Origin of the sequence: Plantactinospora endophytica (assembly GCF_016862915.1) — a bacterium.
Classification (GTDB): Bacteria; Actinomycetota; Actinomycetes; order Mycobacteriales; family Micromonosporaceae; genus Plantactinospora; species Plantactinospora endophytica.
This window is the reverse complement of the sequence record NZ_BONW01000021.1, coordinates 51,513-76,300: the sequence shown is the minus strand read 5'-3', so window position 1 is coordinate 76,300 and position 24,788 is coordinate 51,513. Positions and strand designations below refer to the sequence as shown.

General features: G+C 71.8%; 20 protein-coding genes. 17 read left to right on the top strand and 3 right to left on the bottom strand.

Features of this window, described 5'->3' with window-relative positions:
• The first annotated feature begins 87 nt into the window (after positions 1–87).
• A complete protein-coding gene (locus Pen02_RS42590) occupies positions 88–3,555 on the top strand; it encodes a phosphodiester glycosidase family protein (protein WP_203867868.1) in 3,468 nt (1,155 codons plus the stop codon).
• A 98-nt stretch (positions 3,556–3,653) separates the two neighbouring features.
• Here the strand turns inward: Pen02_RS42590 and Pen02_RS21345 are convergent, their stop codons facing one another.
• Together Pen02_RS21345 and Pen02_RS21340 are read right to left on the bottom strand one after the other, a co-directional pair.
• Positions 3,654–4,556 (bottom strand): phosphatase domain-containing protein, encoded by a 903-nt coding sequence (locus tag Pen02_RS21345; RefSeq protein ID WP_203867867.1) that lies wholly within the window; start codon positions 4,554–4,556, stop codon positions 3,654–3,656.
• Between the two features lie 29 nt (positions 4,557–4,585).
• On the bottom strand, positions 4,586–5,692 hold the full coding sequence (locus Pen02_RS21340) for an RNA ligase (RefSeq protein WP_239141057.1): 1,107 nt from the start codon (positions 5,690–5,692) through the stop codon (positions 4,586–4,588).
• 224 nt (positions 5,693–5,916) lie between these two features.
• On the opposite strand from Pen02_RS21340, the gene rpmE reads away from it, so the two are divergent.
• Together rpmE and prfA are read left to right on the top strand one after the other, a co-directional pair.
• Positions 5,917–6,141, top strand: coding sequence for a 50S ribosomal protein L31 (rpmE, locus tag Pen02_RS21335; protein WP_203867866.1), 225 nt, complete (start codon positions 5,917–5,919; stop codon positions 6,139–6,141).
• Between the two features lie 195 nt (positions 6,142–6,336).
• Positions 6,337–7,425 (top strand): peptide chain release factor 1, encoded by a 1,089-nt coding sequence (prfA, locus tag Pen02_RS21330; RefSeq protein WP_203867865.1) that lies wholly within the window; start codon positions 6,337–6,339, stop codon positions 7,423–7,425.
• An 86-nt stretch (positions 7,426–7,511) separates the two neighbouring features.
• On the opposite strand, the gene Pen02_RS21325 is transcribed toward prfA, so the two are convergent.
• Positions 7,512–9,068: a GGDEF domain-containing protein gene (locus tag Pen02_RS21325; RefSeq protein ID WP_203867864.1), complete on the bottom strand. Its 1,557-nt coding sequence runs from the start codon at positions 9,066–9,068 to the stop codon at positions 7,512–7,514.
• Between the two features lie 170 nt (positions 9,069–9,238).
• On the opposite strand from Pen02_RS21325, the gene prmC reads away from it, so the two are divergent.
• The 14 genes from prmC (at position 9,239) to Pen02_RS21250 (ending at position 24,656) form a co-directional block, all read left to right on the top strand.
• Entirely contained in the window at positions 9,239–10,156 is a 918-nt protein-coding gene (prmC, locus tag Pen02_RS21320) for a peptide chain release factor N(5)-glutamine methyltransferase (protein ID WP_203867863.1), read from the top strand.
• A 127-nt stretch (positions 10,157–10,283) separates the two neighbouring features.
• Positions 10,284–10,928 carry an L-threonylcarbamoyladenylate synthase gene (locus Pen02_RS21315; protein WP_203868233.1) on the top strand — a complete coding sequence of 215 codons (645 nt, stop codon included), beginning with the start codon at positions 10,284–10,286 and terminating at the stop codon, positions 10,926–10,928.
• A gap of 1 nt (position 10,929) precedes the next feature.
• Entirely contained in the window at positions 10,930–11,553 is a 624-nt protein-coding gene (locus tag Pen02_RS21310; protein ID WP_203867862.1) for an arsenate reductase/protein-tyrosine-phosphatase family protein, read from the top strand.
• 220 nt (positions 11,554–11,773) lie between these two features.
• Positions 11,774–14,107, top strand: coding sequence for a transglycosylase domain-containing protein (locus Pen02_RS21305; protein ID WP_203867861.1), 2,334 nt, complete (start codon positions 11,774–11,776; stop codon positions 14,105–14,107).
• A gap of 120 nt (positions 14,108–14,227) precedes the next feature.
• The gene (gene glyA, locus Pen02_RS21300; RefSeq protein ID WP_275413595.1) at positions 14,228–15,547 is read left to right on the top strand and encodes a serine hydroxymethyltransferase; all 1,320 of its coding nucleotides are present in this window, start codon (positions 14,228–14,230) and stop codon (positions 15,545–15,547) included.
• Positions 15,540–16,148 carry a hypothetical protein gene (locus Pen02_RS21295; protein ID WP_239141055.1) on the top strand — a complete coding sequence of 203 codons (609 nt, stop codon included), beginning with the start codon at positions 15,540–15,542 and terminating at the stop codon, positions 16,146–16,148. The genes glyA and Pen02_RS21295 overlap by 8 nt, the downstream gene beginning before the upstream one ends.
• Positions 16,149–16,596: 448 nt before the next feature.
• Positions 16,597–17,397: a F0F1 ATP synthase subunit A gene (atpB, locus tag Pen02_RS21285; protein WP_203867858.1), complete on the top strand. Its 801-nt coding sequence runs from the start codon at positions 16,597–16,599 to the stop codon at positions 17,395–17,397.
• Positions 17,398–17,488: 91 nt separating this feature from the next.
• Positions 17,489–17,728 (top strand): ATP synthase subunit C-like protein, encoded by a 240-nt coding sequence (locus Pen02_RS21280; RefSeq protein ID WP_107268707.1) that lies wholly within the window; start codon positions 17,489–17,491, stop codon positions 17,726–17,728.
• Positions 17,729–17,757: 29 nt separating this feature from the next.
• Positions 17,758–18,336, top strand: coding sequence for a F0F1 ATP synthase subunit B (locus Pen02_RS21275; RefSeq protein ID WP_203867857.1), 579 nt, complete (start codon positions 17,758–17,760; stop codon positions 18,334–18,336).
• Positions 18,336–19,157, top strand: coding sequence for a F0F1 ATP synthase subunit delta (locus Pen02_RS21270; protein WP_203867856.1), 822 nt, complete (start codon positions 18,336–18,338; stop codon positions 19,155–19,157). The genes Pen02_RS21275 and Pen02_RS21270 overlap by 1 nt, the downstream gene beginning before the upstream one ends.
• Before the next feature lie 83 nt (positions 19,158–19,240).
• A complete protein-coding gene (gene atpA / locus Pen02_RS21265; RefSeq protein ID WP_203867855.1) occupies positions 19,241–20,890 on the top strand; it encodes a F0F1 ATP synthase subunit alpha in 1,650 nt (549 codons plus the stop codon).
• A gap of 9 nt (positions 20,891–20,899) precedes the next feature.
• Positions 20,900–21,838: a F0F1 ATP synthase subunit gamma gene (locus Pen02_RS21260; RefSeq protein WP_203867854.1), complete on the top strand. Its 939-nt coding sequence runs from the start codon at positions 20,900–20,902 to the stop codon at positions 21,836–21,838.
• Positions 21,838–23,274 carry a F0F1 ATP synthase subunit beta gene (atpD, locus tag Pen02_RS21255; RefSeq protein ID WP_203867853.1) on the top strand — a complete coding sequence of 479 codons (1,437 nt, stop codon included), beginning with the start codon at positions 21,838–21,840 and terminating at the stop codon, positions 23,272–23,274. Before Pen02_RS21260 ends, atpD begins: the two co-directional genes overlap by 1 nt.
• 242 nt (positions 23,275–23,516) lie before the next feature.
• On the top strand, positions 23,517–24,656 hold the full coding sequence (locus Pen02_RS21250; protein ID WP_372445649.1) for an LCP family protein: 1,140 nt from the start codon (positions 23,517–23,519) through the stop codon (positions 24,654–24,656).
• Positions 24,657–24,788: the final 132 nt, after the last annotated feature.

Below are 24,788 nucleotides of genomic sequence, written 5' to 3'. Positions count from 1 at the left end.
CAGGCGCGGCGCCGGCTGATGGAATTTTCCTTCAGTTCAGTCGTCAACTATTGAAACTTCTGTACGCCGTCCGGTTGACTACCCGGCATGGTGACCCGCCGCCGTTCCGCCCGCCTCGCCGGGCTGCTGCTCCTGGTGCCGTCCCTCACCGTCGTCGGCCCGGTCCCGGCGCTGGCCGACCCGGCACGGTCGACGGCACTGCCGGTCCCGGCCGCCGCGACCGCCCCGGAGGAGGCGCCGGCCGCGTCGTCGTACCCGTCGGCCTCGGTCGCGCCGGTGCCGGCCGCGCCCACTGCCGACCGGGTCGAGACCGACACCCGGTCCCGGCCGGTCGCGCCCGGCCTCGACCTGACCTCCTTCGACCGGTACGACGCCAACGGCTGGATCCGGGCCGACGCGCTCACCGCCGACCTGACCGGCGGGCTCACCGTCGACTACGTCAACTCCGGCGAGGTGGCCAAGGCCGAGCCGCTGCGCCGGGCGGTCGACCGGGCCGGCGCGGTCGCCGCGGTCAACGGGGACTTCTTCGACATCAACAACTCCGGCGCCGCCCAGGGCATCGGGATCCGGAGGGGTGAACTGGTCCAGTCGCCGGTCGCCGGGCACCACGAGGCGGTCGGGGTGACCGCCGAGGGAGTGGGCCGGGTGATCCAGGTGCACTTCGACGGCACTGCCACCCTGCCGGCCGGCCCGGTCACGCTTACCCAGTTCAACAACATGGTCGTGGCGGGTGGCGTCGGCGTCTTCACCCCGCTCTGGGGGTCGTACCCCCGGACCCGGGCGGTCGAGGGCGCCGGTCGGGTCACCGAGGTCACCCTGGTCGGCGGCCGGGTCGGCACGGTTGCCCCGACCGCCGGCAGCGGCCCGATCCCGGCCGGCACCACCGTGCTGCTCGGCCGGGAGGCCGGCGCCGACGCGCTCGCCGCACTGCGCCCCGGTGACCCGGTCGACCTGCGGTACGTGCCGAAGGCGTCCGACGGCAGCACGTTGCGCGCCGCGATCGGCGGCAACCGGGTACTGGTCCGGGACGGTGTGCCGCAGGAGATCGGCGACGTCAACCCCGAACCCCGGACGGCGGTCGGGTTCTCCGCCGACGGCCGGAAGATGTATCTGCTCACAGTGGACGGACGGCAGGCGGACAGCCGAGGCGTGACGCTCACCGAACTCGGCCGGATGATGGCCCAACTCGGCGCGCACGACGCGCTCAACCTCGACGGCGGCGGCTCGTCCACGTTGCTCGCCCGCGAACCCGGCCAGTCGGCCGTCCGGGTCGAGAACAGCCCGTCCGACGGCTCGGAACGGCCGGTGCCGAACGGGCTCGCCCTGTTCGCGCCGCAGGGGAGTGGACGGCTGCGGGCGTACTGGGTGAAGACCCTGCTCGACCCGGTGGCGGCGCCCGGCGTCGGGCCGGTACGCGGCGGGCGCCCGGACCGGGTCTTTCCCGGGCTGACCCGGCGACTGGCGGCGGCCGGCTACGACGAGACGTACGGGCCGGCGGCCGGTACGCCGAGTTGGCGGGCCGAGCCGGCGTCCCGGGGCACCGTCGACGCAGCCGGGGTGTTCCGGGCCCGGAACGCGGGCGAGGTCACCGTCACCGCGTCCCGGGGCGGGGCCAGGGGTGCACTGCCGCTGACCGTGCTCGGGCCGCTGGCCCGGATCGACGGCACCGTCGACAAGGTCGGGCTGGCCGGGGCGGGCGGCACCGGGGCGTTCGGCGTGGTCGGCTACGACGCCGAGGGCAACACCGCGCCGGTCGAGCCGGCCGACCTGCGCCTGGAGTACGACCGGGAACTGCTGGAGATCACCCCAGCCGGCGACGGCACCCTGTCGGTGAAGGCCAAAGTGGACAGTGGCGCCGGGCTGGTCACGGTACGGGTCGGCGCGGCCAGCACGGTGCTGCCGGTGACGGTCGGGCTCACCGACGTACCGGTGGCGATGTTCGACGACGCGGCGAGTTGGCGGTTCAGCGCCGCCCGGGCCACCGGCTCGGCCACCCCGGTGCCGGGCCGCACCGGCACCGGGCTGAGGCTGGCGTACGACTTCGGCCAGTCCACCGGCACCCGCGCCGCGTACGCCGACCCGCCCGCCTACGTCCCGGTCGCCGGCCAGCCGCAGGCGTTCGGAATGTGGATCTACGCCAACGGGCACGGCGAGTGGCCCAGCCTGCACCTGCACGACGCGCTCGACCAGCAGCACGTGCTGCGCGGCCCCTACCTCGACTGGACCGGCTGGCGGTACGTCGAGATGGCCGTACCGGCCGGGGTGGCGTACCCGGTGCGGATCCGCCGGTTCTACGTCGCCGAGACCGACGCGGCGGCGGCGTACACCGGGGAGGTGGTGATCGACGACATCGTCGCCCGGGTACCCGCCGAGGTGACCGCGCCGGCCGAGCCGCTGCGCACCGACCGGGTGGTGCTGACCGACGGCACCGTGGACCAGGCACCCTGGCGCTTCGCGGTGCTCTCCGACGCCCAGTTCGTCGCCGCCGCACCGGACAGTGACCTGGTCGCCCAGGCCCGCCGTACGCTCCGCGAGGTGAGGGCGGCCCGGCCGGACTTCCTGGTCATCAACGGGGACTTCGTGGACACCGCCTATCCCGAGGACTTCGCGCTGGCCAAGCGGATCCTGGACGAGGAGTTGGCCGGCACGGTGCCGTACCACTACGTGCCGGGCAACCACGAGATCATGGGCGCCCCGATCGCCAACTTCCGGTCGGTCTTCGGCCAGACGTCCCGGGTCTTCGACCACAGCCCGCCCCGGGGCGGCACCCGGACCCGGTTCGTCACCCTGGACACCTCCACCGGCAGCCTGCGCGGCGGTGGCTTCGGGCAGGTGCTGGCGCTGCGTACCGCCCTGGACGACGCGGCCCGGAACCCGGCGATCGGCTCGGTGGTGGTGCTGGAACACCACGCGCCGCGCGATCCCACCCCGGCGAAGGCGAGCCAGCTCGGCGACCGCAAGGAGGCGGCACTGCTGGAGCGGTGGCTCGCCGAGTTCCAGCGGGGAACCGGCAAGGGTGCGCTCTTCGTCGGCGCGCACGTCGGCAGCTTCTCCGCCGACCGGGTCGACGGGGTGCCGTACCTGGTCAACGGCAACACCGGCAAGAACCCGTCCACCGCACCGCACCTGGGCGGGTTCAGCGGCTGGACGATGTTCGGGGTCGACCCGGTGTCGCCGGCCGAGTCGGCGGCGGCCCGGCGCGACCCGTTGGCCGAGGGGCCGGAGTGGGTGACCGCGCAGACCCGGGCCCACGTGGACGGGCTGGCCCTGGCCGCCCCGCCCAGCCTGTCGGCCGGCACCGCCGCGCCGGTCACCGCCACGGTGACCCAGCCCGGTGGCCGGCAGGTACCGGTCGCCGCTCCGCTGTCGGCCGACTGGTCCGGCTCGGCGGACCTGCACGTCGGACCGTCCCGGGGCCTGCGACCGTGGCACGCCGCCTGGTTCGACCCGGCCACCGGCCGGCTCACCGCCCTGCGCTCCCGGGGCGCCGTCCAACTCGCCGTCACCGTCAATGGCGTCACCGCCCGGACCACCGTCGCACTCACCCGCCGCTGACGGGCCGGAGCGGGCTCGACCTGGACGCCAGATGCGTTATCCGAGCGTGGTAGCGCCACTGGCGTCCAGGTCGGCGATGCGGGTCGACGGCGACGTGCTCAGAAGTCGCCCTCGGCGACCTGGAAGACGGTCAGGCCGAGGGCACGCCACATCCTGACCACCTGCATCCGGTCGTCGAAGACGCCGACCACCCGGTAGCGGTCCCGGATCTCCCGGTCGAAGATCTCCCGCTTGACCACCGAGTCGCGCCGCTGGTCGCCGACCGCCCGCATGTGCAGTTCGAGGTACGGCACCCCGACGTGCTCGGCCAGCCACGACTCGGTCTGCTCGCGGCAGGACGCGTCCCGGCCGGTGCAGAAGACCACGCCGTACCCGGCCGCGTGCATCGCCCGGACCGCCGCGATGACGGCCGGATTCGGCAGGTCCTCGCCGACCCGGGTCATGTCGTACGGGCTCCGGTCCGCCATCAGCGCCACGGTGCCGTCGATGTCGACCAGTACGATCTCCGGTGCCGTCTCGTCCGACGGCGGGGTGTAGACGGCGGCCGGCCCGCCCGGCTCGACGGTCGGTACCGGCAGCGGCAGTCGACGCCCGGCCAGGTAGCGCTCGTGCAGCCGCCGGATCGCCTCCTCGCCGACCTGGTCCTGCTCGGGCCGCTCGGCGTCGCGCCGGACGCACTCGTCCACCGGTACGTCGGTGAAGTCGTGCACCTCGAAGTCGGCGCCGAACCGGGCGGCGAGCTGTGCCCAGTCCCGCACCGTCCGGGACCGCAGGTTGGTGTCGTCGATACAGACGTCCGCCCGGGCCCGCAGCAGCGCCTCGACCTGGGCCCGCTGCACGACGGTGACCTGGCCCTCGGCCCACTGGGTGAAGAGCCGCTCGCCGTGCAGCATCCGGCGCAGGTCGTCGCGGTTCACCCGGACCACCCCGGGTTGCAGCTTCCGGGCGAAGGTGGTCTTCCCGGAGGCGGGCAGCCCACGGGTGACGATCAGTCGGGTCATGCCTACTCCTCACTCCGCTCGGTGTCGGTTCATTCAAGCTGGTGCGGGGTCCAGTCCGCCGACGGCCGGACCCGCTGCCAGAGCAGGGGGCGGTAGTCGCGACCGTCGAGGCGCAGGAAAAGGTAGCCGCGCTCCGGGTGCCGGGAGGCCCGCTCGGCGAAGTCGCGTCGGGTCCAGCCGGCGGGCAGCTCGGCCACGATCTCACGGTACGCCTGCTCGATCTTCGCGGCCCGGCCCTCGACGGTGGCGGTCAGCTCGGCCACCACGGAGTCGACCCAGCGGTGGAACTCGTCCGGCAGCGGTGCGACCCGGGCGGCGAGATCCTGCCCGGTGACCAGGAACTCCCAGACCAGCCGGGCGTTGAGCCCGAAGGTCAGCCGGTGCAGCCGGACGTACTCCGGGTATTTGATCTTCACTCGGTGGTCGGTGTCCGGCCAGTGCACCACCAGCCCCTCCCGGCCGTTCCGAACCGGCGCGGCCATCGCCTCGGCCAGGGTGCGGTAGGGCAGCCGCTCGACCACCGGGCCGGGCCAGTCCGGCACCGCCTCCGGGCCGGAACTGCGCCCGGTGGCGATCTCCACCGTGCCGAGCAGCACCAGGTCGTCCAGGCCGCCGTAGTCCAGCACGATCCGGTTCGCCGGGTAGACGATCTCGACCAGCACGGTGTGCCCAGGCGGCGGGGTGAAGTCCGGGTAGCGGGTCCGGAGCACGGCGGTGGCGTGCCGAGCCTGGTCGGAGGCGAACGAGCCCCGGGTGGCCACGGCGAGGTCGTCGCCGTCCGGGTACAGCACGCCGAGGCTTCCGTCCGCCTTGTCCGTTATCGTCGCCGGTGCGGTCAACCGGAGTTCCGGCGCGCCGGGCTGGTCGTGGTTGAAGAACTTCGGGTACGGCCGGGCCAGCACCGTTCCGGTCGAGTCGTCCACCACCAGCCCCCGGCAGGCCAACGTCACCGGCGTCCAGTTTCCGCCGTAGGTGCACGCCTCGGTGTAGTTGTAGATCGACAGCGGGCGGTGCGGATGCCGCTGGACCCGGACGTGACCCTCGGCGATCGCCACGGCCAGCGCCGCCGGGTCGAGGATGTCGGCCAGTCGGGTGGCCGGAGCCAGCAGGGTCGGATCGGACGCGGGGGTGACCACGGGTGTGCCTTCCGGCGGGAGGGGAATGCGGGAGGGAGGAGTGACGTTATCCGTCACGGACCACGTGTGCAGCCCGATATAGGGCCGGCCCGGCCGGCATGGCACACTGGTCAGTCGGCCACCGGTTCCGGTTCACGCCCGAGTCCGTTCCCGCCCGGCGAGACGCCGCCGAGGACGGATGCCCAGGGCGACCCGGCGACCACCCACGAAAGGACCGAGGCGACATGAAGCCCAACATCCACCCCGAGTACGTGACCACCGAGGTCACCTGCTCGTGCGGCAACACCTTCACGACCCGCAGCACCGCCAAGGGCGGCTCGATCCACGTCGAGACCTGCAGCGCCTGCCACCCGTTCTACACCGGTAAGCAGCGCGTGCTCGACACCGCCGGCCGGGTCGCCAAGTTCCAGCAGAAGTACGCCAAGGTTCAGGCCAAGAAGGCCAAGTAGCCGAGTCGACGGCGCCCGCCTCCGGCCCTCCGCCGGGGGCGGGCGCCGTCGTGCCGTTTCCCCGGCCTCCGTCCACACCACCCGCGTTCCCGCAGAGACCACCCGCGTTCTCACCGAGACCACCCGCGTTTCCGCAGCGACCACCCGCGGTCCAGGAAGACCACCCGCGTTCGTTCCAGCAGAGGGAGTACGAGCATGAGCGGCGATCGGCTGGCCGGTCTCCTCGACGAGTACGCGGAGCTGGAACGACGGCTCGCCGATCCGGCGATCCACGCCGACCAGGCCACCGCCCGCCGGGTGGGCCGGCGGTTCGCCGAGCTGACCCCGCTGCACAAGGCCGCCGGTGAGCTGGAACAGGCCCGGGCCGACCTGGTCGCGGCCCGGGAACTGGCCGCCGAGGACCCGTCGTTCGCGGCCGAGGCGGAGTCGCTGGCCGAGGCGCTGCCCGCGCTGGAGGGCCGGCTCGCCGAGCTGCTCATCCCGCGCGACCCGCACGACGCCAAGGACGTGATCCTGGAGATCAAGGCCGGTGAGGGCGGCGAGGAGTCCGCGCTCTTCGCCGGCGACCTGCTCCGGATGTACCTGCGCTACGCCGAGCGACACGGCTGGGCGACCGAGGTACTCGACGCGCAGGACTCCGACCTGGGCGGCGTGAAGGACGTCTCGCTCGCGGTCAAGGCGAAGGGCGTGCCCGAGGGCGGCAACGGGGTCTGGTCCCGACTCAAGTGGGAGGGCGGCGTGCACCGGGTACAGCGGGTGCCGGTCACCGAGTCCCAGGGGCGGATCCACACCAGCGCGGCCGGCGTACTGGTGCTGCCGGAGGCGGAGGACGTGGACGTCACCGTCGACCCGAACGAGCTGCGGATCGACGTGTTCCGGTCGTCCGGGCCGGGCGGCCAGTCGGTGAACACCACCGACTCGGCGGTGCGGATCACCCACTTGCCGACCGGGATCGTGGTCTCCTGCCAGAACGAGAAGTCCCAGTTGCAGAACCGGGAGCAGGCGATGCGGATCCTCCGGGCCCGGCTGCTCGCCAACGCCCAGGAGCAGGCCGACGCCGCCGCCTCGGACGCCCGCCGCTCCCAGGTGCGTACCGTCGACCGGTCGGAGCGGATCCGGACGTACAACTTCCCGCAGAACCGGATCACCGACCACCGGATCGGCTACACGGCGTACAACCTCGACCTGGCGCTCGCCGGTGAGCTGGACGGGGTGCTCGACGCGCTGGCCGAGGCCGACCGCTCGGCCCGGCTGGCCGGCGAGACGGAGTTGTCCCGCCGCTGACCGCGTCGCCACCCGCCGGCCGGCCGCGTGGCCCGCTACCTGGCCCGCCGCGTCGCCGGCTACCCGGCCCGCCCGCAGTCCCACACTCACCGCACGGACGCCGCCGCCCTGGCCCGGAGCATCTCCCGGTCGGCCAGCTCGAAGGCGACGCCGAGCGCGTCCCGCAGCCCGGCCCCCGAGCCACGCACCTCGGCGAAGCCGACGCTCACCCCGACCGGGGTGCCGGGGACGACCGACTCCCAGTCCTCGGCGCCGACCGCCGCGCTGATCCGCCGGCCCACCTCGGCGGCCTCGGCCATCCCGGCGCCGGGCAGCACCACCACGAACTCGTCGCCGCCGTACCGGGCCACGAAGTCGCCCCGGCGCATCACCCGGTTGATCACCCCGGCAATCCGTTGCAGCACCAGGTCACCGGAGTGGTGGCCGTGCCGGGTGTTCACCGCCGCGAACCCGTCGAGGTCGCAGACCCCGATCACCGCCCGCTCGCCCCGCCCGACCATCCCGGACACGTGGCGTTCGAGCCGGCGCCGGTTGGGCAGCCCGGTGAGCGGGTCGGTCAACGCCTCGCCCTCGTACCGGGCCGCCTCCCGGCGCATCTCCTCGTGTTCGATCCGGGCCGCGATGCCGTCGACGTAGACGTCCCGGAGCCGGTCGTTGCGCTGGGTGGCCAGCCGGAACGCGTACCGGTCGGCCCGGTGCGCCGCCGCGTGGTCGCCGACCCCGGCGTACGCCAGGCTGGACAGTCGAGCGTGCTCGGCCGCGCCCAGCGTCTCGGCGGAGACCTGCACCGTCTCCAGCCGGGCCAGTGCCTCGGCGGGTCGGCCGGCGGCGATGGCCAGGCACGCCCCGCCGAGTTGCCGCATGTCCCGGGTACGCGAACTGTCGCCACCGTTGCCGAGCAGCCAGTCCGGATCGAGTTCGGGTACGGCCGGCCGGCCGGTCGCGGTGCCGAGGGCGGCCTGCCGGGCCAGCGCGTACCCGTACGCCGCCCGGCTGCTCGGCCGTACCTGACCGGCGGTGCCGGCCTCGACGAACCGTTCCAGGTCGCCGCCGACGTCCCGGAGCACCCGCAGGCAGCCGTCGCTGTCCCCGTGGTGGTCCAGCGCGACCGCGTTGCGCAGTCGGATGCCGGGCGCGGCGAAGGTCTCCTCCGGGATGCCGACGGCGAGCCCGAGCCGGCGGGCCCGCTCGATCGCGCCGAGGGCGTAGCCGTGGAAGCTGAGGTAGGAGTAGGCCATCGCCAGGTCGTGCCAGCCCCAGGCGGTCTCCCGGTCCGGGTCGTCCACCGAGCCGAGCGCCCGGGCGCCCCGGACCAGGTGGGTGACGCAGCGGTCCAGCGCGCCCTGGTTGTGCGCGGCCAGCGCCGCCAACGCGTGCAGGTGCCCGTGCAGGTACGGCTCCGGCAGATCCCGAGCGGCGTCGAAGGCCCGCTCCACCGCCCTGGTGTACTCGGCGGTACGGCCCAGGTTGAGGATGGCCGAGAGCCGCTGGAGCGACGCGTCGGCCCGCGAGTAGGGGTCGTCGGTGGTGTCGAGGATCCGTTCGAAGATCAGGCAAGCCTCGGCGGATCGACTGCTCTCCATCAGGGAACGGGCGTGCCTCAACTCCTCGGCCCGGTCACCGACCCGGTCGAGCCAACTCACGCGCAACCTCCATCGCTCGCCAGCGGAGTCCCCGTGAAGTCGAGGAGCCGACCGGTCGACCGGAGGCAGGTGCCCTCCGGGCTGCTCGACCGGTCTGAGCATCCCGTCGATCCGGGGCGGAAACGCGCCCGCAACACGATGATTCCCGGCCGACGTTTCATGATTATGTCGTGACGCGTATTCCCGGGCACCCCTGTGGTGCGACAGAACCGACCCGACCGTCGGCTGCGGTCGCAGCGGCGACGTCCGCGCTGGCCGAGGCGGGTGTCGGCCCGGCCCGGACCGAGGCGGAACTCCTGCTGGCGTACGTCCTCGGCGTGTCGCGCGGTGCGCTGGCCCTGGCCGCCCCGCTCACCCCGGAGCAGCGGGACCGGCTGTCGGACCTGGTCGAGCGGCGTACCCGGCACGAGCCGCTCCAGCACCTGCTCGGCTCGGCGGCGTTCCGGTACCTCGAATTGGCGGTCGGCCCGGGGGTCTTCGTCCCGCGCCCGGAGACCGAGTTGCTGGCCGGCTGGGGCATCGAGCAGGCGCGACTCCTCGGGTCGGAGTCGGAGCCGCTGGTCGTCGACCTGTGCAGCGGCAGTGGGGCGATCGCGCTCTCCGTCGCCGAGGAGGTGCCCGGGGCCCGGGTGGTCGCGGTGGAGCGGGCGGCGTCGGCGCTGCACTGGTTGCGCCGCAACGCCGCCGACCGGGCCGCCGCCGGGGACCGGCCGATCGAGGTGGTGGCCGGGGACGTGACCGACCCGGAACTGCTGACCGGGTACGCCGGCCGGGTGGACGTGCTGCTCTGCAACCCGCCGTACGTGCCGGACGGCACCGCCGTACCGGTCGAGGTGGCCGAGCACGACCCGGCGGAGGCGGTCTTCGGCGGCCCGGACGGGCTCGCGGTGATCCGGCCGCTGCTGGACCGGGCGGCCCGGCTGCTCCGCCCCGGCGGGGTGTTCGGCGTCGAGCACGACGACACGCACGGCAGCGCCGTTCCCGACCTGCTCCGGGACGACGGCCGGTTCGTCGACGTCACCGACCATCCGGACCTGGTCGGCCGGCCCAGGTTCGCCACCGCCCGGCGGGCCGACCCCGCCCCGTAACAGGCCGGAAGTCCCCGTCGACCGGCCCGGACTCGCCACGGGCGCGGCAGGCCGACCCCGCCCCGTAACGGGCCGGAAGTCCCCGTGCCACGGCAGGCGCTTCGGCGTGGCAGACTGGCTCCTCGTGATGCTCTACGACTGCCGGTCACTGGCGGACCGTGACCGAGGCGTCGCCGCCGCCGTCGAGGCGGTCAAGAACGGCGAACTGGTCGTGATTCCGACCGACACGGTCTACGGGATCGGTGCGGACGCCTTCACTCCGTACGCGGTCAAGGCGCTGCTCAACGCGAAGGGCCGGGACCGGCAGCATCCGCCGCCGGTGCTGGTCGGCTCCCGGCGCACCCTGGACGGGCTGGTCTTCATGCTGCCCAGCGCCGCCCGCGACCTGGCCGACGCGTTCTGGCCCGGTGCGCTGACGATCGTGGTCGAGCACTCGCCCAGCCTGCAATGGGACATCGGCGACACCGGCGGCACCGTGGCGGTACGCATGCCGCTGCACCCGGTGGCCCTGGAGGTGCTCCGGGAGACCGGGCCGATGGCCGTCTCCTCGGCCAACAAGACGGGCCAGCCGCCGGCGGTCACCGCCGAGGAGGCCCGTGAGCACCTCGGCTACAGCGTCCGGGCCTACCTGGAGGCCGGGCCGTGTCCGGAGCCGGTGCCGAGCACGATCGTCGACGTCACCGGCGAGGTGCCCCGGGTGCTGCGCCAGGGCGCGATCCCGCTGGAGAAGCTCCGCGACGTGGTACCGGACATCCAGGGCCAGGTGTTCTGAGGTGCCGCCGTTCACCGTCCTGCACGTCTGCCTCGGCAACATCTGCCGGTCGCCGATGGCCGAGCGGCTGCTCGCGCTCGCCGTACGCGAACGGCTGGCCGGCCGGGCGGCGGGGCCGGGCGGGGCGGACGCCGTCGACCACCTGGTGCACAGCCACAGCGCCGGCACCGGCGGCTGGCACGCGGGCGAGGAGATGAACCCACCGGCCGCCCGCCAGGTGCGCTCCCGGGGCGGGAACGTGGCCGACTTCGGCGCCCGCAAGCTCCGCTCGGAGCACATCGACGCGGCCGACCTGGTGCTGACCGCAACCGCCGACCAGCAGGAATACGTCGTGGCGCTGCGCCCCGACGCCGCCGACCGCACCTTCGTGCTCGGCGAGTTCGGCCGGTTGCTGCCGACGGTGGACGCCTCGGCCCTGCCGCCGGCCGATCCCGGCGACCCGGACGCCGTCTTCACCCGGGGGACCGCCCTGGTCGCTGCGGTGGCGGCGGCCCGCAGCGGCGCGTCGCCGCTGCCCGGCGACGACCTCGACGACCCGTGGGGCCGGGGCGACCAGTGTTTCAGCCGGGTCGCCGACGAGATCGAGGACGCGGTCCGACCGCTCGCGGCCGTCCTGCTCCCCTGACCGCCGCGACGCCGCAACGCCGGGAGGCTCTGACCGCGACGCTCTGACCGGCGGGTTCTGCCCGGTGGACCGTCCCGGGCGTCACTCCGCATCGTGAATCTGAGGCGGTTTGCCGTGAAACGGGTGCGGCGCCCGGAATATGCCGTCAGGCTGACGGAGTCCCCGAGCCCGGCCGAATGTCCGGGTCGCGTCGCGCTGTCCCGCCCGGGAGGTACACGGCATGCTCCGGCTGCGGCTGAGTCAGCTCTGGACCCTGACCCTGGCCGGGATACTCGCCGGCACGATCCTGGCCGCTGCCGCGCTGCCGGCGTCGGTACTGGCGGTGGTGGGGCTGAGATCGGTCGGCGCCCGCTACGAGGACCTGCCGCAGGAGCTGCGTACCCCGCCGACCGCGCAGCGCTCCTACCTCTTCGCCAACGACGGCCGTACCCTGATCACCTCGTTCTACGACGAGAACCGGACGAACGTGCCGTTGGCCCAGGTGGCCGAGGTGATGCGGCAGGCCACGGTGGCGGCCGAGGACGCCCGCTTCTACTCGCACGGTGGCGTCGACGTGCGGGGCGTACTGCGGGCTCTGGTGGCGAACAAGGTGGGTGGCGAGGTGCGACAGGGCGCCTCGACGCTGACCATGCAGTACGTCCGCAACGTGCTGAAGAGCGACCCCGACCTGACGCCGGAGCAGCGGGCCGAGGCCACCGAGACCAGCGCCGGCCGCAAGATCCAGGAGATGCGGTACGCGCTCGCGCTGGAGCGCCGGCTCAGCAAGGACGACATCCTCGGCCGCTACCTGAACATCGCCTACTTCGGCGCCGGGGCGTACGGCGTCGCCGCCGCCAGCCACCGGTACTTCTCCAAGCCGGCGGCGAAGCTGACCCTGGCCGAGGCGGCCCTGCTGGCCGGGCTGGTCCGTTCGCCGGAGACGGACAGCCCGCTCGGCGGCGACACCGACGCCGCGCTGGTCCGCCGGGGGTACGTGCTGCGCCAGATGGTCGAGTCGGGAACGATCTCCACCGAGACCGCCACCCGTACCCAGGCGGAGCCGATCAGGTTGCGCCCCGGTGCCGAGCCGAACGACTGCGCGGGGATACCGGACGGGCGCTCCGACTGGGGTTTCTTCTGCGACTACTTCCAACGGTGGTGGAACGCGAACCCGGCGTTCGGGCTCACCGTCGACGAGCGGCAGCAGACGCTGCGCCGGGGCGGCTATCGGATCACCACCTCGCTCGACCCGGCCATCCAGGCCACCGCGCTGCGGCAGACCCTGACCGTGTACGACCACTCCGACCGCCGGGTCGCGCCGATGGCGGTGGTGCAGCCCGGCACCGGCCGGGTGCTGGCGCTCGCGGTGAACCGGTTCTACCGGCTCGACCCGAACCCGCCCGGCCAGCGCAACTATCCGAACACGGTCAACCAGTTGGTCGCCGGTGGTGGCGGCATCGACGGGTACCAGGCCGGCTCGACCTTCAAGATCTTCACGCTGCTGGCCGCGCTGGAGTCCGGGATGCCGCTCAGCTCGGGCTACGTCGCGCCGTCCCGGCTGCTGACCAGCTATCCGATCAGCGGGCCGAACTCCTGCGACGGCTACTGGTGCCCGGCCAACGCCAACCCGGCGTGGATGAACGGCTACCGCACCATGTGGACCGGGTTCGGGCGGTCGGTCAACACCTACTTCGTGGCTCTGCAACAGCGGATCGGCGCGGACGAGGCGGTGCGGATGGCCGAGCGGCTGGGCATCGTGTTCCGGGCCGACAGCGACGCCCGGCTGGCCACGTACGGGGCGAAGGGCTGGGGGGCGTTCACTCTCGGCGTGGCCGCGACCACCCCGCTGGACCTGGCGAACGCGTACGCCACGTTGGCCGCCGAGGGGACGTACTGCAAGCCGCTGCCGGTGCTCTCGATCGTCGACTCCACCGGTCGGGCGCTGCCGGCCGCCGCACCGAGCTGCGGGAAGATGCTCAGGGCGGAGGTGGCCCGGGCGGCGACCGACGCGGCCCGGTGCCCGGTCGGCGCGCAGTCGGCGTACGCCCAGTGCGACGGCGGCAACGCGCCGGAGGTGAGCAGGATCCTCGGCGACCAGCCGGTGGCCGGCAAGACCGGCAGCACGGAGGGGTACGCCACGGAGACCTTCGTCGGCTTCACCCCGCAGATCGCAGCGGCGGCCATCGCCGCCAACCCGGACGACCCGAGCGATCCGGTCGGCGAGCCGGTGCAGCGGAAGGTCATCGCGGCGGTCGCCACCACCATGGCCAGCGCGTTGCAGGGCAAGCCGCGCCGGGAGTTCACGCCGCCCGGTCGCGAGATCGCCTTCGGCGACGGCGACCTCGGCCCCCGCCCGGTCGGGCCGGGCCCGGACCCGTTCGTCCCGGAGCCCCCGGCTCCGGCCCCGCCGGTCCCGGCACCCACCGCCGTCGTCCCGCCGCCGACGCCACCGGTACCGACGCCACCTCGGCCGACCGCCACGGTGCCCCGCCCGGTACGTCCGGTGCCGACACCGTCCCGCCCGGCGGTGGTGTCGCCCCGGCCGACGCCACCGGTGCCGCCCGTGCCGCGCTGACCGGCGGGCTAGCCGCCCCGGCCGGCGGTGTCGTCCCGCCGGCAGGTCGTGGGGCGGCGTCCGGGGTACGCCCATAGACTCGGACCCGGCCCAATGCCGAGCCGACGAGAAGGTGCCCTGGTGAGCGAGCTGAGCGAGCGGACGAGTCAGCCCGGGGCCGGGGAGCCGCCCTTCTGGGGGCCGGACTTCGACGAGCTGGCCGGGACCGATCCGGAGATCGCCGAGGTGCTGCTGGGCGAGCTGGACCGGCTGCGCGGCGGGCTCCAGTTGATCGCCAGCGAGAACCTGACCTCCCCGGCGGTGCTGGCCGCGCTCGGCTCCACGCTGACCAACAAGTACGCGGAGGGCTATCCGGGCCGGCGCTACTACGGCGGCTGCGCCGAGGTGGACCGGGCCGAGCAGCTCGGCATCGACCGGGCCAAGGCGCTGTTCGGGGCCGACCACGCCAACCTCCAGCCGCACTCCGGGGCGAGCGCGAACCTGGCCGCGTACGCCGCGCTGGTGCAGCCCGGCGACACGGTGCTGGCGATGGACCTGCCGCACGGCGGCCACCTGACCCATGGCAGCCGGGTCAACTTCTCCGGCAAGTGGTTCGCCACCGTCGGCTACCAGGTACGCCGGGACACCGAGTTGATCGACTACGACGAGGTACGCGAACTCGCCCTGGCGCACCGGCCAAAGATGATCATCTGTGGTGCCACCGCGTACCCCCGACTGATCGACTTCGCCCGGTTCCGGGAGATCGCCGACGAGGTCGACGCCTACCTGATGGTGGACGCCGCACACTTCGTCGGGCTGGTCGCCGGCCGGGCGATCCCGTCCCCGGTGCCGTACGCCGACGTCGTCTGCGCCACCACGCACAAGGTGCTGCGCGGGCCACGGGGCGGGATGATCCTGTGCCGGGAGTCACTCGCCGAGCGGATCGACAAGGCGGTCTTCCCGTTCACCCAGGGCGGCCCGTTGATGCACGCGGTGGCGGCCAAGGCGGTCGCACTGCGCGAAGCGGCGTCCCCGGCCTTCCAGGCGTACGCTGCCCAGGTGGTTTCCAACGCACAGGCGCTGGCCGCCGCCCTCGCGGCGGAGGGGATGCGCCCCGTCTCCGGCGGCACCGACACCCATCTCGCACTGATCGACCTGCGCGAGGTCGGGATCACCGGTCGGGACGCCGAGGCGCGCTGTGACGCCGCCGGGATCACCCTGAACAAGAACGCGATCCCGTACGACCCGCGCAAGCCGATGGTCGCCTCCGGCATCCGGGTCGGCACCCCGAGCGTCACCACCCAGGGCATGGGCGAGGCGGAGATGGGTCGGATCGCCGAGCTGATCTCCCGGGCCGTCCGGACCGACCCGACCGGGGTCGGCGGCACCGACACCCTCGCCGCGATCGGCGCCGACGTCGCCGACCTGGTGACCGCGTTCCCGGCGTACCCCCGTGGCTGACCGGGCGGAGCGGCCGGTCGAGGCGGCGGAGCGGCCGGCGGCGGACCCGGTCCGGACCGGCGCGGACCCGGCGGAGTTGGACAACCTCGGTGGGTCGACTTTCGCACCGGCGGGCAACCCCGGTGGATCGGCTCCCGAATCGGTGGCCGGCGCCGGTGGATCGGCTGCTGCGGCAACGGACCGGCCCGGTCGGGCGGAGCGGCACTGGCGGCTGGCGCATCTGCCGGTGGTGCTCGGTGCCTCGCTCGCCCTGCTGGTCGTCGCCACCGTGCTCGGTGCGGTAGTCGGCGGTGGTGCCGGTGCGGCCGGCGCGGCGACCGGGGTCGGTCTGGTCACGCTGAGTTATCTGGCCTCCACCCTGGTGATCGCCTGGGCCGACTCGGTCAACCCGAGCCTGGTACTCCCGTTCGGCGTGGCGATGTACGTGGCCAAGTTCAGCGTGATCGGTGTGGTGATGGCCGGGGTCGCCGGCCGGGGCTGGGACGGGCTGCCCGCGTTCGGCTGGGGCGTGGTCGCCGGTGTGGTGGCCTGGACCGGCGCGAACATCTGGTGGGTCAGCACCGTGCACGTCGCCCGGACACGCCGCACGGCCGGAGGGTGATCCGGATCACGCAGATCGGTTACGACCTGCGTGGAGTCCCGTCGACGGGACGGCTCAGGAAACTGTCAGTGATCGGTCATTTTCCCGGTGGCGGAACCGGAGTAGCGTGCCCACAGACGACGCGCCCGCCCAGAGGCCCACACAACTAGGTTGTGCGGGGGGTGAGGCACAGCCTCGTATCCCCGGCTGATATCGTTCGGCCGTCATGACCGGTGACCAAACCCCCCAACCCCCAGGCGGCTCGGGCACTCCCGAGGCCGGTGAGGGTTGGACCGCGCTGGCTTACCTCATCGGAGGTCTGGCGGTGTGGGGTTTCATCGGTTGGTTGGTCGACCAGTGGCTCGAAACCGATGGCCTGGCCACCGGAATCGGGTTCCTGCTCGGTGGGGCCGGGGGCGTTTACCTGGTCATCCGCCGACTCGGCACCCCTAGCTAGGGAAGGGACGCGGTGATCGGACAGTCGGTCGTCCTCGCGGAGGGCGAAGTTCCGTTTCCACCCAGCGTGGAAGACTTCTTTCTGCCGAGCATCGTGCCGTGGGGCGCGCACAACTCGTACTGGATCACCAAGTTCACCGCGCTGGTCTGGCTGGGCGTCGCGCTGACCATCATCTTCTTCCTGGTCACGTACCGGAAGCCGAAGCTGGTGCCGACGAAGGGCCAGTGGATCGCCGAGTCGATCTACGGTTTCGTCCGGAACAACATCGCGGTCGACATGATCGGGCACCGGGGCGTCGCCTTCGCGCCGTACCTGACGACGCTCTTCGTCTTCATCTTCGTCAACAACCTCTGGCAGATCATTCCGTTCGTGCAGATCTCGCCGATGGCACACATCGCGTTCCCGGCGATCCTGGCGATCATCAGTTACGTGATGTTCATCTGGGTGGGCATCCGGCACCACGGTTTCGCAAAGTTCTTCAAGCATTCACTTATGCCGCCGGCGCCGTGGTTCATGCAGCCGCTGCTGATCCCGATCGAACTCTTCTCCACGTTCGTCGCCCGGCCGGTGTCGCTGGCGCTGCGGTTGTTCGCCAACCTGTTCGCCGGACACATCATCCTGCTGGTCTTCACGCTCGGCGGCTTCGTACTGCTGAACGCGGACTCGTTCTTCCTGAAGCCGATCTCGGTGCTGTCCTGGGCGGTGTCCATCGCGATCACCTTCCTGGAGGCGCTGGTGATCGTCCTGCAGGCGTACATCTTCACCGTGCTGAGCGCCAGCTACGTCCAGGGCGCACTCGCGGACGAGCACTGACCCGCACCGACGAACACTGACCGCACACAACAGCACACCCGTTTGTCGTCCCGCGTGAACCGTCACGCGTGATTTCAGGAGGAACCAACCAATGTTGTCGTCGACCCTCGCCGCCGTCGAAATCACCGGCAGCCTCAGCGCCATCGGCTACGGCCTCGCGGCCATCGGCCCGGGCATCGGTGTGGGCCTGGTCTTCAGCGCCTACATCCAGTCGACCGCCCGGCAGCCGGAGTCGTCCCGGATCACGCTGCCCTACGTCTGGATCGGCTTCGCCGTCATCGAGCTGCTGGCCCTGCTGGGCATCGCCTTCGGTTACGCCTTCGGCGCATAGCCGTACCCCTCGAAACCCGGGAGGTTCCGATGTACGCCATCTTCGTCGCTGCGGAGGGCGGCACCGAGCACAACCCGATCATCCCGCTCTGGCAGGAGATCGTCATTGGCTCGATCGCCTTCGCCATTCTCTGCTTCATGCTGATGAAGTACGTCTTCCCGCGGATGGAGCAGACCTTCCAGGCGCGGGTGGACGCCATCGAGGGCGGGATCAAGCGCGCCGAGGCCGCCCAGGCCGAGGCCAACCAGCTCCTCGAGCAGTACCGCGCGCAGCTCGCCGAGGCGCGGACCGACGCGGCGAAGATCCGCGACGACGCCCGTGCCGACGCCGAGGGCATCCGGCAGGACGTCCTGGCCAAGGCGCGGGAGGAGTCCGACCGGATCATCGCGGCCGGCAAGGAGCAGCTCGCCGCCGAGCGGGCCACCATCGTGCGCGAACTGCGTACCGAGGTCGGCACGATCGCGGTCGACCTGGCCAGCCGGATCGTCGGTGAGTCGCTGGCCGACGAGGCGCGGCGCAGGGGCACCGTCGAGCGGTTCCTGACCGACCTGGAGACGGTCGGGGCCGGCAACGGCTCGGCCAACGGCTCCGCCGTACGGGCGAGCTGATGCAGGCCGCCAGTCGGGAGTCGTACGCCGCCGCGCGGCAGCGGCTCGACGCGTACGCCGGACAGGCCGGGGTGGAGCAGATCTCCGCCACCGGTGACGAGCTCGGGTCGGTCGCCGGCCTGCTGCGGCGCGAGCCGCGGTTGCGCCGGGCGCTCTCCGACCCGGCCCGGGCCGGCGAGGACCGGGCCGCGCTGCTGGAGTCGCTGCTCGGCGACAAGGTCGGGGCCGACGCCAAGGAACTGCTCGGCGTACTGGTCTCCGGCCGCTGGTCGGCGCCGTCCCAGTTGCTCGACGCGACCGAGCGGCTCGGGGTGGAGGCGCTGCTGGCCAGCGCCGACCGGGCCGGTGACCTGGGTGAGGTGGAGGACGAGCTGTTCCGCTTCGGTCAGGTGGTCGCCGCCGACGCGGAGCTGAGCAACACGCTCTCCGACCCGATCGCGCCGGTGGCCCAGCGGGCCGAGTTGACCGGCGCGCTGCTGTCCGGCAAGGCCAAGCCGGTGACGGTCAAGCTGGTCGAGGTGGCACTCGCCGGGTTCGGCGGGCGCTCCTTCACCGGTGCGCTGACCCGACTGGTCGAGCTGGCCGCCGACCGGCGGGACCGTCAGGTGGCGTACGTCACTGTCGCGGCTCCGCTGGCCGACGAGGAGGAGCAGCGGTTGGGGCGCAAGCTGGCCGAGCTATACGGTCGGGAGGTCAGCGTCAAGCAGACGGTGGACCCGGGCGTACTCGGTGGGCTGAGCGTCCGGATCGGTTCCGACCTCTACGACGGCACGATCCTGCGCCGCCTCACCGACACCCGAAACGCGCTCGCGCGGCGTTGAGCACCATCGACGTCCCCGCGCAGCGCTGAGAAAGACATCCACGCCGTTCCGGTTAACCGGGCCCTGAATAGAGGAAGAAGAGGATGGCCGAGCTGACCATCTCGTCGGAGGAGATCCGCGGCGCGCTGGAGCGCTACGTCTCCTCCTATTCGCCCGACGTCTCCCGTGAGGAGGTCGGCACCGTCGCCGACGCCGGTGACGGCATCGCCCACGTCGAGGGCCTGCCCTCGACCATGACCAACGAGCTGCTGGAGTTCGAGGACGGCACCCTCGGCCTGGCGCTCAACCTCGACGTCCGGGAGATCGGCGTCGTGGTGCTCGGCGACTACCGAGGCATCGAGGAGGGGCAGCGGGTCAAGCGGACCGGCCGCGTCCTCTCGGTGCCGGTCGGCGACGCGTTCCTCGGCCGGGTGGTCAACGCCCTCGCCGAGCCGATCGACGGCCTCGGTGACATCACCAACGAGGGCTACCGCGAGCTGGAGCTCCAGGCCCCGAACGTGATGGCCCGGCAGAGCGTCAGCGAGGCGCTGCAGACCGGTCTCAAGGCCGTCGACGCGATGACCGCGATCGGCCGGGGGCAGCGGCAGCTCATCATCGGTGACCGGCGTACCGGCAAGACCACCGTCGCGCTGGACACGATCCTGAACCAGCGGGACAACTGGCGCTCCGGCGACCCGGCCAAGCAGGTGCGCTGCATCTACGTGGCGATCGGCCAGAAGGGCTCCACCGTCGCCTCCGTGAAGGGGCTGCTGGAGGAGCACGGCGCGATGGAATACACCACCATCGTCTCCGCGCCCGCCTCCGACCCGGCCGGCTACAAGTACATCGCCCCGTACGCCGGCTCGGCCATCGGCCAGCACTGGATGTACGCCGGCAAGCACGTCCTGATCGTCTTCGACGACCTGACCAAGCAGGCCGAGGCGTACCGTGCGGTGTCGCTGCTGCTGCGTCGCCCGCCGGGCCGCGAGGCGTACCCGGGTGACGTCTTCTACCTGCACTCCCGGCTGCTGGAGCGCTGCGCGAAGCTCTCCGACGAGATGGGCGGCGGCTCGATGACCGGTCTGCCGATCATCGAGACCAAGGGCAACGACATCTCCGCGTTCATCCCGACCAACGTGATTTCTATCACCGACGGCCAGATCTTCCTGGAGACGGACCTCTTCAACCAGGGTGTCCGGCCGGCGATCAACGTCGGTACCTCGGTCTCCCGGGTCGGCGGTGCCGCCCAGGTGAAGCCGATGAAGAAGGTGGCCGGCCGGCTCCGGCTGGACCTGGCGCAGTACCGCGAGCTGGAGGCGTTCGCCGCGCTCGCCAGCGACCTGGACAAGGCGTCCCAGGACCAGCTCAGCCGGGGTGCCCGGCTGGTCGAGCTGCTCAAGCAGACCAACTACTCGCCGTTCCCGGTGCAGGAGCAGGTCGTCTCGGTCTGGATCGGCACCGAGGGCAAGCTGGACGACGTCCCGATCGGCGAGGTTCGGCGCTTCGAGTCCGAGTTCCTGGAGTTCCTCCGCCACCAGTACAAGCCGACGATGCAGTCGATCGCGGACAACAACTGGGACGACGACATCACCAACGCGTTGAACGAGGCCGTCACCCGGTTTAAGCAGATGTTCCTCGGCAAGGAGGACGAGGTGCGGATCAACGAGGCACCCGCCGAGGCGCTGGAGGGCGAGCAGGACCGCGAGACCGTCACCCGGTACCGCGACTCCGCGCCCCAGGCCGAGAAGCAGTAGGGCTGACCGGTGGCTGCCCAGGTACGCGTTCTTCGTCAACGGATCCGCTCGGCGAAGTCGATGAAGAAGATCACCAAGGCGATGGAGCTCGTCGCGACGAGCCGGCTGGCCAAGGCCCAGTCGCGGGTCGCGGCCTCGTTGCCGTACGCCCAGGCCATCACCGGCGTGCTCACCGCGCTGGCGTCCAACGCGGCCATCGACCACCCGCTGCTCACGGCCCGGCCGAAGGTCCGTCGGGCCGGGGTGGTCGTGATCACCAGCGACCGTGGCCTGGCCGGCGGTTACACCTCCAACTCGATCAAGGCCGCGGAGTCGCTGATCGCCCGGCTCAAGGCCGACGGCAAGGAGCCGGTGCTCTACGTCATCGGCCGCAAGGGCGTCGGCTACTACCGGTTCCGCCAGCGGAAGGTGGAGGCGAGCTGGACGGGCTTCTCCGAGCAGCCGACCTTCGCGGACGCCAAGCAGGTGGGCGAAACGCTGATCAAGGCGTTCGTCTCCGGCGCGGACGACCTGGAGGGCGGTGACCCGGGGATCGACGGTGTGCTCGGCGTCGACGAGCTGCACATCGTCTTCACCGAGTTCAAGTCGCTGATGTCGCAGACCCCGGTGGCCCGGATCCTCGGGCCGATGGAGGTCGAGGACCGGCCGCGCTCCGAGGGGCGGGACCTGCTTCCGGCGTACGAGTTCGAGCCGGAGGCGGACGCGCTGCTCGACGCGCTGCTACCGAAATACATCAACACGCGGATCTACGCGGCGTTGCTCGAGTCGGCGGCCAGCGAGTCGGCGGCCCGTCGTCGGGCGATGAAGAGCGCGACGGACAACGCCGAAGAGATGATCGAGAAGTACACGCGTGAGATGAACTCGGCCCGTCAGGCCGGGATCACCCAGGAGATCAGTGAGATCGTCGGCGGCGCGAACGCGCTGGCCGCGTCGGGAAGTGAAGTGTGATGACTGCTCCTTCAGAGACCAAGACCGCGACGGGCCGCGTGGTCCGGGTCATCGGCCCGGTCGTCGACGCCGAGTTCCCGCGCGACGCCATGCCGGACATCTTCAGCGCCATGCACGTCGACGTGACCCTCTCCGGGGGCACCAAGACCCTGACCCTGGAGGTCGCCCAGCACCTGGGCGACAACATGGTCCGGGCGATCTCGATGCAGCCGACCGACGGCCTGGTCCGGGGCACCGAGGTCCGGGACACCGGTTCGCCGATCACGGTGCCGGTCGGTGACGCGGTCAAGGGCCGGGTCTTCAACACCATCGGCGAGGTGCTCAACCTCAAGGAGGGCGAGACCTTCGAGGCGGCCGACCGGTGGCAGATCCACCGCAAGGCCCCGGCCTTCGCCGACCTGGAGCCGAAGACCGAGATGCTGGAGACCGGCATCAAGGTCATCGACCTGCTCGCCCCGTACGTCAAAGGTGGCAAGATCGGCCTGTTCGGCGGTGCCGGCGTGGGCAAGACGGTGCTCATCCAGGAGATGATCACCCGGGTCGCGAACAACTTCGGTGGTACCTCGGTCTTCGCCGGTGTGGGTGAGCGGACCCGTGAGGGCAACGACCTCATCCACGAGATGACCGAGTCCGGCGTCATCGACAAGACCGCGCTGGTCTACGGCCAGATGGACGAGCCGCCGGGCACCCGGCTCCGGGTGGCGCTCTCGGCGCTGACCATGGCGGAGTACTTCCGGGACGTGAACAAGCAGGAAGTGCTGCTCTTCATCGACAACATTTTCCGGTTCACCCAGGCCGGTTCGGAGGTCTCCACCCTGCTCGGCCGGATGCCGAGCGCGGTGGGCTACCAGCCGACCCTGGCGGACGAGATGGGCGAGCTCCAGGAGCGGATCACCTCGGTCCGGGGTCAGGCGATCACCTCGATGCAGGCGATCTACGTGCCGGCGGACGACTACACCGACCCGGCGCCGGCCACCACCTTCGCCCACCTGGACGCCACCACCAACCTGGAGCGGTCGATCTCCGACAAGGGCATCTACCCGGCGGTGGACCCGCTGGCGTCCTCGTCCCGGATCCTCGCCCCGGAGTTCGTCGGCGCCGAGCACTTCGCGGTCGCCTCCGAGGTGAAGCGGATCCTGCAGCGCTACAAGGACCTGCAGGACATCATCGCCATCCTCGGTATCGAGGAGCTCTCGGAAGAGGACAAGCTCACCGTCGGCCGGGCCCGCCGGATCGAGCGGTTCCTCTCCCAGAACACGTACGCGGCCGAGGTCTTCACCGGCATCAAGGGCTCGTACGTGCCGGTCAAGGACACCGTCGAGGCGTTCCGGAAGATCGCCGAGGGCGAGTACGACCACTTCCCCGAGCAGGCCTTCTTCATGTGCGGTGGGCTCGACGACCTCGAGCGCAACGCCCGTGAGCTGATGAAGGACTAGCTCGGCGGTCAGCACCAAACGACAGCCGCACCGGCAGCAGCCGGTGCGGCTTCGTCGTCTTCACCCGCTGTTCACTCGTACGCCCTGGTCGTTTTATCCGGTCTTTCGCTGGTTCCAGTGCTTTGGTAACCCGACTTTGCCGGGTACCGTCGTTGGCGGCCCGCAACCCCCCAGCGTTGACCAGCACGGTCTCTGACCCGTGGGCCCGCCCGGATGACGCGGCGCGCTAGGAACGGAGATGTCTGGTGGGTGAGAGCGGCACAGGCACCGGTCGGCAGCACCGGAAGAGGTCCCGGGTGCCGCGCTGGGCGCGGATCTGCACCATGCTCGGTGCGGTCCTGGTCTTCGTCAGCGGTGCCGGGCTGGTCGGCTTCGAGGCGGTGCTCGCCCGCTACGAGGGTGCGGTGCAGGAGGCCGACCTCTTCGGCGACGAGGCGGCCGGGGCGACGCCGGAGAAGACCTCCGACATCAAGGGCCCGCTGGACATCCTGCTCGTCGGGATCGACCCGCGGACCCCGGAGTGGTCGCCGCTGGCCGACTCGATCATGGTGCTGCACGTGAACGAGACGCTGGACTCGGCGTACCTCTTCTCGATGCCCCGGGACCTGCTGGTGAAGATTCCGGCCTTCCCCAAGGCCGACTTCAAGGGCGGGACGGAGAAGCTGAACGCCGCGATGGCGCACGGCAGCAAGGTGCCCGGCGGCAAGCTGCCGAGCGCGGCGCAGGGCTTCGAACTGCTCTCCAAGACCGTCTCCGAGGTGACCGGGATCGAACGGTTCGACGCGGGGGCGATCATCAACTTCAACGGCTTCCGGAAGATCGTCGACGCGATGGGCGGCGTCGACATGTACATCGACACCAACGTGAAGTCGGAGCACCGGCAACCGGACGGCACGATGCGTACGCTGAAGCCGGGCGGTGGCGGCTACACCGGGCCGCAGGCGCAGTACAAGAAGGGCGACGCCCACCTGAAGGGCTGGCAGGCGTTGGACTACGTCCGGCAGCGGTACGGCCTGCCGAACGGCGACTACGACCGGCAGCGGCACCAGCAGCAGTTCGTCCGTGCCATGGCCGACCAGGCGCTGAGCAAGGACGTGGTGACCAACCCGATCAAGCTGGACTCGGTGCTCCGGGCGGCCGGCGAGTCGCTGATCTTCAACGGTCGCGGCCACGACCTGGTCGACTTCGCGTTCGCGATGCGCGGCCTCCGCTCCGACTCGATTCAGATGATCAAGCTTCCGGGCGGCGGCGTAACCCAGGGCGGCTCGTACCGGGGCGAGAAGTTCCAGCCGATCGCCGAGGAGTTCTTCGCCGCCCTCAAGGCCGGCACCGTCGACAGTTTCGTCATCAACAACCCCGAACTGCTGAACAAGGCCAGGTGAGCGCGGTTCGGCGCCGGGTCCGCCCGGGGCCGGCCGGTCGCACCACGGGTACCGGCGTGGTGCCCGACATGTTCCGAAGCTAGTCTCTGCAACATTTCCGCCCCGTCGGTCCGTCTCTATTGACGGGCGCGA

Bases quoted from the DNA above. Each gene is read 5' to 3' on its own strand.
- Pen02_RS42590 (WP_203867868.1), top strand. From the start codon at position 88: ATGGTGACCCGCCGCCGTTCCGCCCGCCTCGCCGGGCTGCTGCTCCTG.
- Pen02_RS21275 (WP_203867857.1), top strand. From the start codon at position 17,758: ATGTACGCCATCTTCGTCGCTGCGGAGGGCGGCACCGAGCACAACCCG.
- Pen02_RS21345 (WP_203867867.1), bottom strand. From the start codon at position 4,556: ATGACCCGACTGATCGTCACCCGTGGGCTGCCCGCCTCCGGGAAGACC.
- Pen02_RS21280 (WP_107268707.1), top strand. From the start codon at position 17,489: ATGTTGTCGTCGACCCTCGCCGCCGTCGAAATCACCGGCAGCCTCAGC.
- Pen02_RS21305 (WP_203867861.1), top strand. From the start codon at position 11,774: ATGCTCCGGCTGCGGCTGAGTCAGCTCTGGACCCTGACCCTGGCCGGG.
- rpmE (WP_203867866.1), top strand. From the start codon at position 5,917: ATGAAGCCCAACATCCACCCCGAGTACGTGACCACCGAGGTCACCTGC.
- atpA (WP_203867855.1), top strand. From the start codon at position 19,241: ATGGCCGAGCTGACCATCTCGTCGGAGGAGATCCGCGGCGCGCTGGAG.
- prfA (WP_203867865.1), top strand. From the start codon at position 6,337: ATGAGCGGCGATCGGCTGGCCGGTCTCCTCGACGAGTACGCGGAGCTG.
- Pen02_RS21315 (WP_203868233.1), top strand. From the start codon at position 10,284: ATGCTCTACGACTGCCGGTCACTGGCGGACCGTGACCGAGGCGTCGCC.
- Pen02_RS21270 (WP_203867856.1), top strand. From the start codon at position 18,336: ATGCAGGCCGCCAGTCGGGAGTCGTACGCCGCCGCGCGGCAGCGGCTC.
- atpD (WP_203867853.1), top strand. From the start codon at position 21,838: ATGACTGCTCCTTCAGAGACCAAGACCGCGACGGGCCGCGTGGTCCGG.